At 66.6% G+C, this 15,932-nt stretch carries 16 protein-coding genes; 6 read left to right on the plus strand and 10 right to left on the minus strand.

Features of this window, described 5'->3' with window-relative positions; genetic code table 11:
- A partial coding sequence (locus ACGTNG_RS11910) for a hypothetical protein (protein ID WP_394577268.1) occupies window positions 1-222 on the plus strand: 222 nt, incomplete at its 5' end.
- A 98-nt stretch (window positions 223-320) separates the two neighbouring features.
- On the opposite strand, the gene ACGTNG_RS11915 is transcribed toward ACGTNG_RS11910, so the two are convergent.
- The gene (locus tag ACGTNG_RS11915) at window positions 321-1,229 is read right to left on the minus strand and encodes a LysR family transcriptional regulator (RefSeq protein WP_394577269.1); all 909 of its coding nucleotides are present in this window, start codon (window positions 1,227-1,229) and stop codon (window positions 321-323) included.
- Window positions 1,230-1,396: 167 nt separating this feature from the next.
- On the opposite strand from ACGTNG_RS11915, the gene ACGTNG_RS11920 reads away from it, so the two are divergent.
- The 3 genes from ACGTNG_RS11920 to ACGTNG_RS11930 all read left to right on the plus strand — a co-directional run bounded on the left by ACGTNG_RS11920 (window position 1,397) and on the right by ACGTNG_RS11930 (window position 3,722).
- Window positions 1,397-1,879, plus strand: a complete 483-nt coding sequence (locus ACGTNG_RS11920) for a DoxX family protein (RefSeq protein WP_394577270.1) — start codon at window positions 1,397-1,399, stop codon at window positions 1,877-1,879.
- 63 nt (window positions 1,880-1,942) lie between these two features.
- Entirely contained in the window at window positions 1,943-2,890 is a 948-nt protein-coding gene (locus ACGTNG_RS11925; protein ID WP_394577271.1) for a glutathione S-transferase family protein, read from the plus strand.
- Window positions 2,891-2,912: 22 nt separating this feature from the next.
- On the plus strand, window positions 2,913-3,722 hold the full coding sequence (locus ACGTNG_RS11930) for a DODA-type extradiol aromatic ring-opening family dioxygenase (protein WP_394577272.1): 810 nt from the start codon (window positions 2,913-2,915) through the stop codon (window positions 3,720-3,722).
- Between the two features lie 96 nt (window positions 3,723-3,818).
- Here the strand turns inward: ACGTNG_RS11930 and pobA are convergent, their stop codons facing one another.
- Complete coding sequence (pobA, locus tag ACGTNG_RS11935; RefSeq protein ID WP_394577273.1) at window positions 3,819-5,003, minus strand: 4-hydroxybenzoate 3-monooxygenase; 1,185 nt, start codon at window positions 5,001-5,003, stop codon at window positions 3,819-3,821.
- A gap of 162 nt (window positions 5,004-5,165) precedes the next feature.
- Between pobA and ACGTNG_RS11940 the strand changes: the two genes are divergently transcribed.
- On the plus strand, window positions 5,166-6,071 hold the full coding sequence (locus tag ACGTNG_RS11940; RefSeq protein ID WP_394577274.1) for a helix-turn-helix domain-containing protein: 906 nt from the start codon (window positions 5,166-5,168) through the stop codon (window positions 6,069-6,071).
- Window positions 6,072-6,165: 94 nt separating this feature from the next.
- Here the strand turns inward: ACGTNG_RS11940 and ACGTNG_RS11945 are convergent, their stop codons facing one another.
- The 6 genes from ACGTNG_RS11945 to ACGTNG_RS11970 form a co-directional block, all read right to left on the minus strand.
- Complete coding sequence (locus tag ACGTNG_RS11945; protein WP_394577275.1) at window positions 6,166-7,296, minus strand: NAD(P)-dependent alcohol dehydrogenase; 1,131 nt, start codon at window positions 7,294-7,296, stop codon at window positions 6,166-6,168.
- A gap of 76 nt (window positions 7,297-7,372) precedes the next feature.
- Window positions 7,373-8,281, minus strand: coding sequence for a SphA family protein (locus ACGTNG_RS11950; protein ID WP_394577276.1), 909 nt, complete (start codon window positions 8,279-8,281; stop codon window positions 7,373-7,375).
- Between the two features lie 69 nt (window positions 8,282-8,350).
- The gene (locus ACGTNG_RS11955; RefSeq protein ID WP_394577277.1) at window positions 8,351-9,817 is read right to left on the minus strand and encodes an aldehyde dehydrogenase family protein; all 1,467 of its coding nucleotides are present in this window, start codon (window positions 9,815-9,817) and stop codon (window positions 8,351-8,353) included.
- 35 nt (window positions 9,818-9,852) lie between these two features.
- Window positions 9,853-11,403: an FAD-binding oxidoreductase gene (locus tag ACGTNG_RS11960; protein WP_394577278.1), complete on the minus strand. Its 1,551-nt coding sequence runs from the start codon at window positions 11,401-11,403 to the stop codon at window positions 9,853-9,855.
- A gap of 32 nt (window positions 11,404-11,435) precedes the next feature.
- On the minus strand, window positions 11,436-11,981 hold the full coding sequence (locus ACGTNG_RS11965; protein WP_394577279.1) for a hypothetical protein: 546 nt from the start codon (window positions 11,979-11,981) through the stop codon (window positions 11,436-11,438).
- A gap of 4 nt (window positions 11,982-11,985) precedes the next feature.
- On the minus strand, window positions 11,986-12,375 hold the full coding sequence (locus tag ACGTNG_RS11970) for a c-type cytochrome (RefSeq protein WP_394577280.1): 390 nt from the start codon (window positions 12,373-12,375) through the stop codon (window positions 11,986-11,988).
- 345 nt (window positions 12,376-12,720) lie between these two features.
- Here ACGTNG_RS11970 and ACGTNG_RS11975 point away from each other — a divergent pair, with 345 nt between their 5' ends.
- A complete protein-coding gene (locus ACGTNG_RS11975; protein ID WP_394577281.1) occupies window positions 12,721-14,430 on the plus strand; it encodes a sigma 54-interacting transcriptional regulator in 1,710 nt (569 codons plus the stop codon).
- A gap of 95 nt (window positions 14,431-14,525) precedes the next feature.
- On the opposite strand, the gene pcaG is transcribed toward ACGTNG_RS11975, so the two are convergent.
- On the minus strand, window positions 14,526-15,158 hold the full coding sequence (pcaG, locus tag ACGTNG_RS11980) for a protocatechuate 3,4-dioxygenase subunit alpha (RefSeq protein WP_394577282.1): 633 nt from the start codon (window positions 15,156-15,158) through the stop codon (window positions 14,526-14,528).
- Window positions 15,159-15,171: 13 nt separating this feature from the next.
- Window positions 15,172-15,900 carry a protocatechuate 3,4-dioxygenase subunit beta gene (gene pcaH, locus ACGTNG_RS11985; protein WP_394577283.1) on the minus strand — a complete coding sequence of 243 codons (729 nt, stop codon included), beginning with the start codon at window positions 15,898-15,900 and terminating at the stop codon, window positions 15,172-15,174.
- Window positions 15,901-15,932 lie beyond the last annotated feature (32 nt).

Raw genomic sequence — 15,932 nt, forward strand, 5'->3', positions numbered from 1 at the left:
GACTGGCCGGCGGAGAACAACCCGCTGGTCAACGCCCCGCACACCATGGCCGACCTGATGGACGCACAATGGGAGCGCCCCTACTCCCGTGAACTCGGCGCCTTCCCCTCCGAGGCGACCCGGGCGGGCAAGTACTGGCCGGCGGTCAATCGCGTCGACAACGTCTTCGGCGACCGGCAGCTGATCTGCTCCTGCCCGAGCATCGACGAGTACCGTGAGTGAAGGACGCGAATAACCCGACGCGAGGCTGAACGCCCCACCCCGGGTCCCGCCGCTGGCGGGGCCCGGGGTGTTTCGTTGTAGGGAAGCGCTCTGCCGCGTCAGTCGAACCGGTCCCAGAAGGGTGGATCGCCGAAATAGCCCTCCATGAAGTCGACGAAACAGCGCACCTTGCTCGCCAGAAGCTGGCGGTGAGCGTAGACGGCGTAGAGCGACATCGGCCTGGGCTCGTGGTCCGGCAGCACGACCCGCAGCCTGCCGGCCTGGATGGCGGGCCCCGCGATGAAGGTGGGCTGCAGGGCGATGCCGGCGCCGGCGATGGCCGACTCGACCAGCACGTCGCCGTTGTTGCTGACCAGGTCACCGCCCCGCGCCGGATCACGGCCCGGCAACCAGCGAAAGAGCGAGTCGCCGGCCTCCTGCTCGGCGTAGCTGTAGCGCAGGTAGCGATGCGCCTTGAGCTCCTCCGGGTGCCCGGGGGTGCCGTGTTGAGCCAGGTAGGCGGGCGACGCGCACATCACCAGGCGCACCGGCGCGATCCGCTTGGCGATCAGCGAGGAGCTCTTCAGGTGGCCGATGCGCAGCGCGATATCGAAGCCCTCCTCGACGATGTCGACCTTGCGGTCATTCAGCTGCAGGTCGATGTCGACGCCGGGATGGGCGCGCTGGAAGTCGCCGAGCAGCGGCGCCAGGTGGCGGGTCGCGAAGGAGACCGGCGCGCTGATCCGCAGCAGGCCCCGGGCCTGGGTCTGCAGGTCGCCGAGCTGCTGCTCCATGTCGTCGAGATCGGCCAGAAGCTGCTGGGCCCGCGGAAGATAGCGCGCGCCCGCTTCGGTCAGGTGGATCCTGCGAGTGGTGCGATTGAGCAGACGCACCCCCAGGTGCTCCTCGAGCTGGGCCACGTACTTGCTGACCAGCTGCGGCGACATCTCCAGGCGCTCGGCGGCACGGGTGAAACTGCCCTCACTCACCACGCTGATGAAGGCGCGCATGGCATCGATACGGTCCATCGGGGACTCCTGGCGACTTGGCAAGCCAAATTATCAACATACCATTGATTATAAGGCAACACTTGCCGTCTTAGTCTTTCTTTTCGGTGATAGTAGAGTGGCGTCATCACCCGGGGGGAGCGCCCTCGGGCCACCCTCCCCCCCAAGAAAACGTCGAGGTAACGATCATGAATAACCCATTCGTGAAGACCCTGCTCCACTCCCGCGGCGGCATGGCCGCCCTGGTCCTGCGCGTCCCGGTCGGGCTGATCCTGGCCGCCCACGGCGCACAGAAGCTGTTTGGCTGGTTCGGTGGCTACGGCCTGGAAGGCACCGCGCAGTGGCTGGCGAGTATCGGGCTCGCCCCGGGCACCCTGATGGCGCTGCTGGCCGGCGGCGCCGAGTTCTTCGGCGGACTGGCGCTGGTGCTGGGCCTGCTGACCCGTCCGGCGGCGCTGGTATCGGCCGTCACGATGCTGGTGGCCATCTTCGCGGTGCATATCGACAACGGCCTGTTCATGGCCAACAACGGCTACGAGTATGCCCTGACCCTGTTCGCCGCCACGACGGCCCTGGCGATCCAGGGCGGTGGGCGCTTCGCACTGGATACCCTGCTGCTCGACCCACTGGAGAAGGCCGCCCACAGCCGGGGCGCGACCTCAGGCCAGTAATGCCGACCACGACCGACCGGCGCGCCCCTCCCGGGCGCGCCCCTTCCATAGGAGAATGCGATCATGCTGGTCAACGGTGTCTGGCAGGAGAACTGGCAGCCGGTGCAGGCGAAGGACGAGCAGGGGCGCTTCATTCGCCAGACCTCGCCATTTCGCCACTGGATCACCCCCGACGGAGCGCCGGGCCCCACCGGCGAGGGGGGCTTCAAGGCAGAATCCGGGCGCTACCACCTCTACGTCGCCTATATCTGTCCCTGGGCCTCACGGGCGCTGATGGTGCGCGCGCTGAAGGGACTGAAGGACGTTATCGACGTCACGGTCGTCAATCCCCGGCTGACCGATCAGGGCTGGCAGTTTGGCGGTTACCCCGGGGCCGACGAGGACACGCTCAACGGCGCGCGCTACCTGCATGAGCTGTACACCCGTGCCGATCCGCAGGTCTCCGGCCGCGCCACGGTGCCGGTGCTGTGGGACAAGCGGACCGGGACCATCGTCAGCAACGAGTCCGCGGATATCGTGCGGATGCTCAACGGCGCCTTCGCCGGCATCAAGGAGCAGGGACCGGACCTCTACCCGGCCGACCTCGCCGTCGAGATCGATGCCCTGAACGCCTATCTGTACGCGGACCTGAACAACGGCGTGTATCAGGCCGGCTTCGCCTCCAGCCAGCAGGCCTACGAGGAGGCCTACGGCAAGGTGTTTACCGCCCTGGATGAGATGGAAGCCCGGTTGGCCGATGGACGGCCCTACCTGTTCGGCGAACGCCTGACGGAAACCGACCTGCGCCTGTTCGTGACCCTGGTGCGCTTCGATGCCGCCTACCACGGGCTCTTCAAGTGCAACCGCAACACCCTGCGCGCCATGCCGAACCTTCAAGCCTACATGCACCGGATCCTGGCCCTGGACGGTATCGCCGAGACCGTGCACCTTGACCATATCCAGGCGGGGTATTACTCCATCAAGGCGCTGAACCCCACCGGCATCGTGCCGGTCGGACCCGGCGAGATCTGACGTGGATATAGGAGCGACCGCCATGACCCGCACGACTGATGTTCTCTTCATCTCCCATGGTGGGGGGCCGATGCCGCTGCTGGGGGACCCTGGCCACCGTGACATGGTGGAGCGACTCAACGAGATCGCGGGCCGGCTCCCCAGGCCCTCCGCCATCCTGGTCATCAGCGCCCACTGGGAGGCGTCAGTCCCGACCATCACCTCGGGCGCCAACCCGCCGCTGATCTATGACTACCACGGCTTTCCCCCGGAGGCCTACGAGATCACCTATCCCTGCCCCGGGGAGCCGGCGCTGGCGCGGCGGATCCACCAGACGCTGGAGCAGGCCGGCATCTCGGCGCGGCTCGATGACCGGCGGGGCTTCGACCACGGGCTGTTCGTCCCGCTCAAGCTGATGTATCCCGAGGCCGACATTCCCTGCGTGCAGCTGTCCCTGGTCGACAGCCTCGATGCCGCCACGCACCTGGCCATCGGCCGAGCGCTGCAGGCGCTGGACGTCGATGACCTGCTGGTGATCGGCTCCGGCTTCTCCTTCCACAACATGTCGGCGTTCTTTGCGCCCAGCACCCCGGAGATCCAGGCCCGCAATCAGGCCTTCGAGGCGTGGCTGGAGGAGACCTGTTGCGACGCGCGCATCGAGGAGGCCGAGCGTGCCGAGCGCCTGATCCACTGGGAGCGCGCGCCCCATGCCCGATTCTGCCATCCACGCGAGGAGCATCTGCTGCCGCTGCATGTCTGTGTCGGCCTGGCGGAGAAGCCCAGCGAGACGCATATCGCCGCGACGATCCTCGGCAAGACCTCGGGGATGTTCCACTGGCGGGTGCCCTCATGAGCGAGGCGCGGGCAGGAAGCCCAGGACACAACGCTCCAAACAGGAAGACCCGAGCCATGGGGCTCGGGTCTTCACATGACCAGACAAGCGGTTGCGCTATTCGAGGGACTCGTAGGGCAGGCCCACGTAGTTCTCGGCTATGGTGGTCAGCCCCGCCTCGGAGCCTGTCACATAGTCGAGCTCGGCCTGCTGCATGCGGGTGGCGAAGTCCTCCTCCTCGGAGAACTTGTGCAGCATGGAGGTCATCCACCAGGAGAAGCGCTCGGCCTTCCAGATCCGCTTGAGGCAAGTCGCGGAGTAGCTGGGGATCAGGTCGGTGCGCCCTTCCTGGTAGACCTTGACCATCAGCCGATAGAGGGTATTAACGTCACTGGCCGCCAGGTTGAGCCCCTTGGCACCGGTGGGCGGCACGATATGGGCGGCATCGCCGACCAGGAAGAGGCGGCCGTACTGCATCGGCTCGACCACGAAGCTGCGCAGCGGCGCGATGCTCTTCTCCAGCGACGGCCCGGTGACCAGCTTTGCGGCCACGTCATCGGGAATGCGCCGCTTGAGCTCCTCCCAGAAGCGCTCATCGGACCAGTCCTCGACCTTCTCGTCCAGGCCCACCTGGATGTAGTAACGACTACGGGTCGAGGAACGCATGCTGCACAGGGCGAAGCCTCGCTCGTGGCGGGCATAGATCAGTTCCTCGGCGACCGGCGGAGTGTCGGCGAGCAGGCCCAACCAGCCGAAGGGATAGACCTTCTCGAACTCCTTGATACGCCCCTCGGGGATCGACTTGCGCGAGATGCCGTGAAAACCGTCGCAGCCGGCCACGTAGTCGCAGTCCAGGCGATGGGTCTCGCCGTCCTTCTCGAAGGTCACATAGGGGCTGTCGCTTTCGAGATCATGGGGCCGGACGTTATCCGCCTCATAGATGGTCTGGGCGCCGATGCCCTCGCGCGCCTCCATCAGGTCACGGGTCACCTCGGTCTGGCCATAGACCATTACCGTCTTGCCGCCGGTCAGCCCCGCGAGATCCACACGCACCCGACGGTTGTCGAGTGCCAGCTCGACACCATCATGCACCTCGCCCTCCTCGTCCATGCGCTTGTCGACGCCCGCCTCGCGAAGCAGATCGACCATCCCCTGCTCCAGCACGCCGGCCCGGATACGGCTGAGCACGTACTCACCGGACTTGCGCTCGAGGATGACGTTATCAATGCCCTGACGGGTGAGCAGCTGGCCAAGCAGCAGGCCCGAGGGACCGGCGCCGATGATGGCGACTTGAGTTTTCATGGGTTCGCTCCCTTGCTGTCTTCATCGGTGAACAAGTGTTCGCTATATGGATTGTATTTTTCACTGAATCTCTCCCCCAGATAAGGCACAATTGGCAGCTGAACTTGGACATTCTCAATATACGACCACGACTTTGGTCGAAGCTTTCTCCCAGGAGATGTCATGACCGTTTCGGTCGCCGATGTTCCGGTCTTCAAGCTCTACGGTGAAACCCACGCCTGGCCGACCCCGGATCTGCTGCACTGCGAGTCGATTCCGGAACGCAGCCGGCTGCACGACTGGAAGATCCACCCCCATCGCCATGCCGACCTGTTGCACCTGCTCCACCTCTCCTCGGGTCGCGTCAGCCTCGAGCTGGAGGGGAGCCTGCACGCCCATGACGCTCCCCTGGTCATCGTGGTGCCGGCCATGAGCATCCACGGCTTTCATTTTTCGCCGGACACCCAGGGCCATATCATCACCTTGGCGCGCCCGCTGACCGAACGGCTGGCCCGTGACCTGACCGACCAGGCCGGCGTGCTTGGACGGGCCGAGGCCCTCGGCCTGGACGACGCCCGCGAGGCGGCTCGCGTCGCCATCCTGGTGGCTCAGATCGACGACGAATACCGCCACCCGGCCCCGGGGCGCGAACGACTGCTGACCGCCCTGATCGAGGCGCTGACGGTAACGGTGGCGCGTCTGGCCGACCATGACTGGCGGCCGGCCGCTCATCCTTCGTCCCCCGGCCGCAGCCGCGCCCTGGAGCATCTGTGCCACTACCAGGCGCTGATCGAGGCGCAGTTTCGCCAACAGCCCAGCGTCGCGCGCTTCGCCGAACAGCTGGGCATGAGCAGCGCCCACCTCAATCTGCTGTGCCGGCAGCTGGCCGACCGCAGCGCCCTGCAGCTGCTGCATGAGCGTCTGCTGCTCGAGGCCAAGCGCCAGCTCACCTACACCAACATGACCATCGGCGAGGTGGCGGACAGCCTGGGCTTTTCCGAACCGGCCTACTTCACACGCTTCTTCAAGCGCCTGACCGGCACCTCGCCCCGGGATTTCCGCCGGCGCCAACCCGCTACGGCGCCTTGAGCCCTAAACCACCGCACCCCCGGCAGCAGGGCTACCGGGGGTGCGGTGAAATCGCCAAAGCGTCGGGTCAGGACGTGCGGCTGGCTGACAAAATTCAGCCTGCGCGGGTGTCGCGATCGACCTCACTTGGAAGCTGATCCACGATCTTCAGCACCGGCTTGACGGTGGTGCCGTTCTTGGAGTCCTCGAAGGCCTGGTTGATCTGGTCGGCGGTGTAGAACTTGACCAGCCGGTCGAAGGGGAACCGCCCTTCCTTGAAGTAAGCCACCAGCTGCGGGATGAAGACCCGCGGCACGGAATCGCCCTCGATCACCCCGAGCATCGACTTGCCCTCGGCCATCAGGTCGTGGTGCACGCCCAGGGTCACCTCCGGGGTGACGCCGACGATCGCTGAGACACCCAGCGGACGCAGCGCCTGCAGCGACTGGCGCACCACCGCCGGCACCCCGGTGGTTTCTACCGCGTAATGGCTGCCGCCGTCGGTGATTTCGCGCACCCGCTCGACGGTGTCCTCCTGCTGGCCGTTGACCGCATGGGTGGCGCCCAGCTCACGCGCCAGGTCGAGACGGCTGTTATGCACGTCCACCGCGATGATGTGCCGGCAGCCGGCGATCCGCGCCGCCATGATGGCGGATAGCCCCACCGCGCCACATCCATAGACCACGATGGAGGAGCCGAAGTCCGGCTTGAGGCGGTTGAGCACGGTCCCCGCACCGGTCTGGATGCCACAACCCAGCGGACCGAGCAGCGCCAGGTCCACCTCGGGGTCGACCTTCACTGCGTTGCGGGCGTTGACCACGGCGTGGCTGGCAAATGACGACTGGCCGAAGAAGGTCGCCAGCGACTCGCCGTCACGTGTCAGGCGGTGGCCGCCGTCATCCATGGCGCCGCCGAAGTTGAGCTCGTTGAAGCTGTCGCAGACGGTGGGATGGCCGGTCAGGCAGTGGCCGCAGCCGCCGCAGTGGGCAAACGACAGCACCACGTGGTCGCCCACCTCGAGACCGCTGCCCCCCTCGCCGAGGGCCTCCACCACCCCGGCCCCCTCGTGGCCCAGCACGATGGGGAACGGTGCGATGCCGAGGTCCCGGGCCACGGCATCGGTATGGCAGACGCCGGTGGCGACGATGCGCACCCTGACCTCGCCATGGGCAGGCTCCGCCAGTTCGATCTCCTGCCACGCGAAGTCACTTCCCTGCTCACGGGTCACGGCCGCGTGAATCTGCATGGTTAGTCTCCTTCATCGAAGGCCCCGCCCGGCCGGCGGCCGAGCGGGGCATTGAGGCTCCGATGATCGCGAGCGATCACAGGAACTTGGTCAACTGCAGGCGGAAGGCGTCGCCCTCGCTCTCGAGGCCCTTGAGGCCACCCGCTTCGGCATCGTACTCGTGATAGGCGGCGCCCTTGAGCTGAACGCCGACTGCCGGCCAGAGGTAGCCCGCCTCGACGCCGATGGCGTGGCGCTCGGCCTTGGCGCCGGTCGCCGCGCCCTCATCGGCCTCGAGCTGCCAGGCGTCGTAGCCCACCAGGCCGAGCTCCAGGCCGTTCTCCAGGCGATGGCCGATGCCCCACTCCAGAAGCCAGCTGTCCCCCGGCGTCACGCCGGTATCGTCCTGTTCGGTCTTGATCTCGTAGCGTGACAGGGCCGAGACGTTCCAGCGCTGCTCGGCATCGAGGTGCCACATGCCCCCCAGGGTCAGCATGGTGGTGCCGTAGCCCTTGCCCACCGAGGCCGGGTTGGTCGCATCGAAGTCGCCGGTGTCGAACCAGTGACCGGCGGCGAAGGTGGCATCCCACTGTTCGCCGTGCCAGCCCAGGATCACCGGGCCGACGAACACATCGCCGATGCCGTCGTCGTCGAAGCGCTGGCCGCCGGCGACATCGAGGTCGAGCTTGGTATCGAGCATCGGGATGATCGCTTCCATCCCGTAGTCGGCGCCCAGGAACTGCTGGCCGGTCATCCAAATGAAGCGGTGGGCCAGGGCGTTGACCGAGCCGCTGTTGTTGCCCGGCGCGGCATCACCGTTCGCATCACGGAAGCTGTCGATGTCGTAGTGCATCAGGTAGGCGCGGTAGTAGAGGCCTTCCGGGGGGGCGGCCGCCGCGCTCAACCCCTCGATGCCCGGTACATAGTGGCCATTCACGGCAAGCGCAGGCGTGGCAAGGAGGCTGGTGCCAAGGGCAGCCAGCCAGGCAGTTGTCGGATACTTCATCGCGTGTTGTCTCTCTTGTTGGCTCGCCCTGCCACCCCCGGAGAGGGATGACAGGGCCGTCGGTCGTGCTTAGAAGGGGTAGCCGCGGGGGGTATGCTGCACGCTGATCCACTGGTCGGTGGTGAACTCCTCGATCGCCCAGTCGCCGTTGAAGCGACCCAGCCCCGAGTTCTTCTCGCCGCCGAAGGGCACATGGGCCTCGTCGTTGACCGGCATGTCGTTCACATGGGTCATGCCCGCCTTGATGCCTTGGGCGAAGCGTGCCCCGCGGGCCAGGTCGGCGGTGAACACCGCACTGGATAGGCCATACTCGCTGGCATTGGCGAGCGTCAGGGCATGGGCCTCGTCGCGGGCCTTCTGGATACCCACCAGCGGCCCGAAGATCTCCTCGCGGCTGATCTCCATCTCCGGGGTGACGTCGCCGAACACATGGGGCGGCACCAGCTGGCCGTCGATCTCACCCTCCACCAGCACGCTCGCGCCCTCCTGCTTGGCGGTGGCGATCTTCGCCTCGAGCCCCTCGCGCTGCTTGGCGTTGATGACCGGCCCGACCACGGTGGCCATGTCGTCCGGGTCGCCGACCGCAAGCCCCTTGACCTTCGCCACGAAGCGCTCGGCGAACTCGTCGTAGCGCGAGGCATCGACGATGATGCGATTCACCGCCATGCAGATCTGGCCCTGATGCAGGAACTTGCCCATCGCCGCGGCATTGACGGCCTGCTCGATATCGGCGTCGTCCAGCACCACGAAGGGGCTGTTGCCACCCAGCTCCAGCGCCACCTTCTTGATATGCTCGCCGCCGCTGCAGATGGCGCCGATGCGACGCCCCACCGGCGTGGAGCCGGTGAAGGAGACCATGCGGGGCACGCGATGCTCGACGAAGGCGTCGCCGATCTCGCTGCCGGCGCCCACTACCACGCTGAGCAGCCCCCTGGGCAGGCCGGCCTCCTCGAAGATCCTGGCCAGCAGCAGGCCGCCGGTGACCGGGGTGTCGCTGGCCGGCTTGATCACCACGGCGTTGCCCAGCGCCAGCGCCGGAGCGACGGAGCGCTGGGAGAGGTGCAGCGGGAAGTTCCAGGGGCTGATCACCCCCACCACGCCCAGCGGCTTGCGATAGACGCGGTTCTCCTTGCCCGGCACGTTGGAGGGCAGGGTCATGCCGTGCACTCGGCCCGGCATGCTGGCGGCCTCCTGAGTGATGCCGCGGGCCGCGCCCCACTCGACGTTGGCCTTGAGGCGGGTGCTGCCCGACTCACGGATCAGCCAGTCGATGATCTCCTCCTTGCGGTCGTCGAAGATCGCCACCGCGCGCTGCAGCAGGGCGCTACGCTCGGCGGGCGGGGTCACTGCCCAATCGGTCTGGGCTTGCTCGGCCGCCAGGAAGGCGGCATCCAGATCGCTGCGATCCGCCAGACGGATATCGAGCAGTGCACTGCCATCAAAGGGGTTGATCACCTCGGCACGGCGTTCGCTGCCGCCCTCACGCCACTCGCCGGCGATGGGCTGGAGATGGAAATCGCGGTATGCAGTACTCATGAGTCACTCTCCTCTGGGATATCGCGGGCCGAGGGTCACTGGCGAATGCCGGACTTGCCGGGCGACAGGATGCCGTTGGGGTCCAGGGCATTCTTCAGGGTCTTGTGCACCTCGCGCAGCGGCTCGCCGAAAGTGCCGGCGACCTGCTCCATGAACTCGGTATTGGTGCGGTAGAGCCCATAGCCGCGCTTGGCGAACTCGTCGATCAGCTCGGCGAAGCAGTCGTGAGCACGCTGGGTCTCCTCCGGGTCCTGGCGGTTGTAGAGCAGGTCGATGACGTGGTGCATGTCGCGCCAGCCGACGATGTACTCGGCGACATAGTCGAAGCCGTACTTGCCGAGGATCCGCTGGGCCAGTTCGGTCTGATCCCTGGTCTCGCTACCCTTGGCCTGGGAGACAGGCGCGAACCACATGGAGCCGCCGCCCCCACGCCAGTTGTAGAGGCCAAACTCCTGCAGGTTCATGTCGCCCTTCATCAGCGCCGAGCGATACTCGAAGCCGCCGCCGCGCTGCTCGGCCTCCTCGCCATACATGATCTTGGCCTTGCCGCTGGCCCCGAAGGCCTGCTCGACGATCTTCCAGTTGACCTCGATCTGCTCCGGGGTGCCGTAGAGGGCCGCGTAGACGTTCCACTCGCCGATGCCTTCATCGGCCTTGATGCGCTCGATGGCCTCCCGCGGGATGGAGTCGCTGCCGTCGTAGTACTCCTTGCGCACCACATGGGTGCCGGCGTCCCACAGTGTATGCACGATGACCACGGCGTTGGGGATGATCTGGGCGATGCGCAGCGGGCGCAGCACGTCGACGATCTCCTCGATATCTTCCGGATCCTGGTACTGGATCAGGAAGGGACGATAGGCGGGCGGCTCTGGCATCAGCCACAGGCCCATCTTGGTGACGATGCCGAAGTTGGACTGGGTGAAGAGGCCATCGATATAGGGGCCATAGCCCCACTTGAAGACCTGCCAGGAACTGGAGTTCTCGATGCCCCCCATGCCGGTACGCACCACCTCGCCGTTGGCCAGTACCACCTCCATGCCGCACTGGAACATGAAGTGCTCGCCGTAGGGGGTATAGCCCACGCCGCGGTCCAGGGTGTTGCCCACCGGCCCGGCGATCGCCGAGGGCGCTGGCGGATCCAGCCACAACTTGAGGTCGTTCTCCTTGATGTAGTCGTAGAGCTGCTGATAGGTCACCCCGGGCTCGAGCAGCGCCGTACAGACATCCGGATCGACGTCGAGGATTTGATTCATGCGGTGCATATCGAGCATCACCTGGCCGGTCTCGCCGGGGGCGGCGGAACCGTAGCCCAGGTTCTTGCCGGTGGAGATGGTCCAGATCGGCACCTTGTACTGGTTGCAGGTCCGCACGATCCCCTGCACCTGCTCGGTGGTGGTGGGCAACAGAGCCGCGGACGGGATGTAGTCCGCGTCGTCGCCGGCCATCATGATCTTGGTATAGGGCGCGAGCTGGTCGCTCTCGGTCAGAACGCTGTCGGCGCCGAGGATCTCGCGGAAACGGGCGAGGGCCGCATCGAAGTCTGTCTCGGACACGCCCTTGGGAAGAATGCGCTGTGTGGTGCTCATGGAGTCGTCTCTCACTTGTTGTGTTCAGGGCCTCAGAGCCGAACCAGGAAGCTCAGCTCGGTGGCGCTGGTGGCCTCGCCGGCCGGACGCCTGGCCTCCCGGGAGTGGCGACCGTTGCCGTCCGCCACCGCCAGTCGGGCATATTCGCGCCCCAGCGCGGCCTGCCAGCTACCCGCCTCCACCGCCAGCGGCGCCGCCAGCGGGCCGCGATGGCTCAGCAGCTGGTGGCGTCCCGCCTCGTGGCGACCCAGTGCCAGTACACGACCGCGCCCGGCCAGCAGGCTGGTCAGCAGCACCAGGCCCGCCTCATCGGTGAAGCCGGTCGCCAGGGTGCCGGCAGGCAGGGCGTTGAGCGCCAGCGGGTCGAGACGGCCCTCGTAGCGCGGTGCCCAGCCCTGCTGGCGCAGCACCAGCCCCAGCTCGGTGGTCGAGCGGTCGGCCCCGTAGAGGCGGATCGGGCCATGCACCGGTGCATCGGCGAGGCCGCGCTCCGCGGCCCAGGCGGCCCCCAGGGAGAGGGGCACCGCGGAGCCCAGCAGCAGGCCGTTCTTCAGCAGTTGTCGACGTGTCAGGTTCATGGCCTCACTCCTCGCCGCCCTGGGCGGGCGCGTCGTCCAGCTCTCCGCTGACCAGGGCCTGGATCAGGGCCTCCAGCTCGGGGTCGCTGATCTTGGCCGCACGGAAGGCCGGCATGGCGGCCCGGCCGTTGCGCACGGTCATGCGGATGTAGTTGGCGCGGGCCTCCCAGGCCGCCTCGGGGAAGGCGATGGTGATCTCGGGGCCGACGGCCTTGTCCGGGGCGTGGCAGTGGGCACAGACCTGGCGGTAGACCTCGGCCGGGTCGCGAACGTCCGGCGCGCTGTCGGGGGCTGCCGAGGCTGCCGCCGGGAGCAACAGGGCACCCAGCAGGGCGAGGGGCTTGAGCCTGAGCGAGGGGAGATGCCGCAAGGGCACCCTTGTTGTGTTCTTCATGTCAGTGTCACCCGTCTGTTCGTCAAGGGCATGTCGCCTTGGAGCACACCGACACCAACGCCTTAGACTTTGGTATAAATCAAGAAGTTAGCATCGTGCTCCACGTCATTTGACTGTCAAGAACCATGCCGTTATCGGAAAAAACCTTGTCATCAAGGCACTAGGCGAGTTCTCGGCACCGTATTGTCCGGATTGCGGACACCTGTTCGATATTATGGCTCAACCATTTGGTGACCCCCTGCGCAAATGGTGAAGCGCCGCCGTCACCCTGACGGGAGTCCTTGCCCCTCTCCTCCGGACGGGGTGATATCCTCTGCCCTTGATCCGCGACAGCTGGAAGACGTCATGTCCGCCTCACCCCCCGACTACCCCAGTGCCCGCGACCTCATGGATGCCCTGCGCTTCCTGCCGGAGGAGGGCCAGATCTGGCTTGGCGAGCAACGCATGCTGCTGATGCCGCTGGCGGCCTCGTCCTTCTTCCGCAACGAGCTGGTGACCACCCTGGGCATGGAGCGTGCCCGCGGGCTCTTCATGCGACTGGGCTACCATTCCGGACTGATGGATGCGGAGCTCGGCCGGTCACTCAGGGGAGACGACGAGGCACTGGAGGAGAGCTACCTGGCAGGCCCCCAGCTGCATGCCCTGCAGGGCCATGTCCAGGCGGTGCCGGTGCACCTGGAGATGGACCTGGAGAACGACTGGTTCTATAGCGAGTTCATCTGGAAGGGCTCCTTCGAGGTCGATGTCTGGCGCCCGCGAGGCCCCCAGGCCGAGCCCGTCTGCTGGACCCTGCTGGGGTACGCCTGCGCCTATGCCAGCCACCTGCTGGGCCGCGAGGTGCAGTTCCGCGAGGTCAGCTGTCGCGGCTGCGGGGAGGCCGAGTGCCGCATCGTCGGCAAGCTGGCCGAGGAGTGGCCCGACCATGAGGCCTTCGCCGAGCACTTTCGCGAGGAGCCGCTGATCGATGAGCTCTACGAGCTGCAGGCGCGCATCGCCACCCTGGAGGGTGACCTGGCCCGCACCCGCGGCCAGGAGGACTGGGCGCCCATCGGTTCGACGCCGGCCTTCCAGGAGATGCTCGCCATGCTCGAGAGCGCGGCGCCCTCCGAGGTCCCCGTGCTGCTGCTGGGCGAGACCGGTACCGGCAAGGAGATCCTGGCACGGCGCCTGCACGACCAGAGCCACCGCGCCGAGGGCCCCTTCATCGCGGTCAACTGTGCGGCCATTCCGCCGGAACTGATCGAGTCGGAACTGTTCGGGGTCGAGAAAGGCGCCTACACGGGGGCGGTGCAGTCGCGGATGGGGCGCTTCGAGCGGGCCGATGACGGCACGCTGTTCCTGGACGAACTCGCGGAGCTCTCGCCGCGTGCCCAGGCCGCCCTGCTGCGGGCGCTCGAGGAGCATCAGATCGAGCGAGTCGGCGGCCAGGCGGTGCAGGACGTGGACGTGCGCATCGTGGCGGCCACCCATACCGACCTGCTGCGGCGCGTCGAGGAGGGCAGCTTCCGCCGGGACCTCTTCTACCGCCTGAACGCCTTCACCCTGACCGTGCCACCCCTTCGCGAGCGACACGAGGACATTGCCGCCCTGGCGGAACACTTCCTGTCACGCTTCGAGCACCACTACCAGCGTCGCACCCTGGGCTTCTCCGACCAGGCCCGCTCGGCCTTGAGCCAGTACCGCTGGCCGGGCAACATCCGCGAACTCAAGAACAGTGTAGAGCGCGGCGTCATCCTCACCGCCGACCACAAGCGCATCACCGAGAAGGCGCTGTTCGGTGACTATCGGGTCCCCACCCTGGAGCGCGAGAAGGGCCAGGGGCTCGATGCCTCGGGCATGCTCAAAGACTCGCCGGGCAACACGCCCGTGGAGTCATCACCGCGGGAGCGGGTCCGCGCGCTGATCGAGGCAGGCATGACCCTGGAGGAGGTCGAGCGCACCATGCTCGAGGCCGCCCAGAGCGACAGCGACGGCAACATCACCGCCGCCGCACGCCGGCTGGGCATGACCCGCGCCGCCTATGCCTACCGGCTCAAGAAGCACGGCATGCGGTAGGCCGGGCGTGTCACGGCGAGCGGTCCTCCCCATAACGCAGAAGGCCCCGCCATCCTCATCGGATGGCGGGGCCTCGCGCTTCGGGTTTCCATCGATCAGAAGTCGAAGAACACCGTCTCGCCCTCGCCCTGCAGGCGAATGTCGAGGCGATAGCGCACCTTGCCGTCGACCTCCTCGCGCCGGGCGATCAGCGTCTGGCGGCGGGTCGGCGATTCGATGCGCGAAAGCACCGGACACGCGGCGTTGGCCTCGGCTTCATCCTCGAAGTAGAGACGGGTCTGCAGGTGGATGTTGATGCCGCGGGCGAAGATCGACAGATTGATATGCGGCGCCTGAGCGTGACCGCTGGCGTGGGCCACTGGGCCCGGCTTGACGGTCTCGAGGGCCCACTCACTGCCGTGGTCGAAGGTGGTAGCGGTGCGCCCGAAGCTGTTGAACGGCTTGCTGAGGTCGTACTCGCGCTGATACTCGCCGCTGGCATCAGCCTGCCAGGCTTCGATGAAGGCATCGCGGACCAGGTCGCCGTTGCCATCGATCACGGTGCCGACCACCTCGATATGCTCACCCTCGGCCTCGGGGCGAGCCATCTCGTTCCAGATCTCCTCGTCCCGGGTCGGGTTGCCGGCGGCGGCCAGGGCCAGGCCGATATGCACGTAGGGGCCGGCGGTCTGGGAGGCGGTCTCACGCAACATCAGTTCGCTGGTGGGTCGGGAATTCGGCTGGTTCATCTCGTCACCCCTGTTACTGATTTTCGAAGTAGGTCTGCAGCTCGCCGCGTACCACCAGGTCGAAGCGATAGGCCAGGCAGTCCATGGGCTTGCTGCGGGCCATGTCGAGGCGACCGATCATGGTCTCGACGGCCTCGGGATCCTTGAGGGTGTGGACGATGGGACACAGCGGGATCAGCGGGTCACCCTCGAAATACATCTGGGTGATCAGGCGCGTGGAGATCGACGGCCCCATCACCGACACGTGGATGTGGGATGGGCGCCAGCTATTGGGATCGTTGGGCCAGGGGTAGGGGCCCGGCTTGATGGTACGGAAACGGTACCACCCCTGATCGTCGGTCAGGCAGCGGCCGACGCCACCGAAGTTGGGGTCCAGGGGGGCCAGGTAGTTGTCGTTCTTGTGGCGATAGCGGCCGCCGGCGTTGGCCTGCCACATCTCCACCAGGGTATGGGGCACCGGCTTGCCGAACTGGTCGACCACGCGGCCGAACATGATGATGCGCTCGCCCTGAGGAAGGCCCTGGCTCTGATCCTGGCGAAAGTTGAGCAGCAGGTCGTTGTCGTGGGGCCCCATACGCAGATGTCGGAAGTCGGGACCGGAAAGCTCCGAGACCGTGGGCTTTTGCATGCTGACCAGCGCCTGTTGAGGCGAACGAGCCACGGAGGTCTTGTAGCCGGGCGCATAGGCCGGCGGATGCCAGTTGCGGTCGCGCTCCACGTAGCGCTTGCTGTCGTCCTGCATATCGATCGTCTCCAGGGGTTATGAAGCCACAC

It is taken from the genome of Halomonas sp. B23F22_3, assembly GCF_043496965.1.
Lineage (GTDB): Bacteria > Pseudomonadota > Gammaproteobacteria > Pseudomonadales > Halomonadaceae > Halomonas.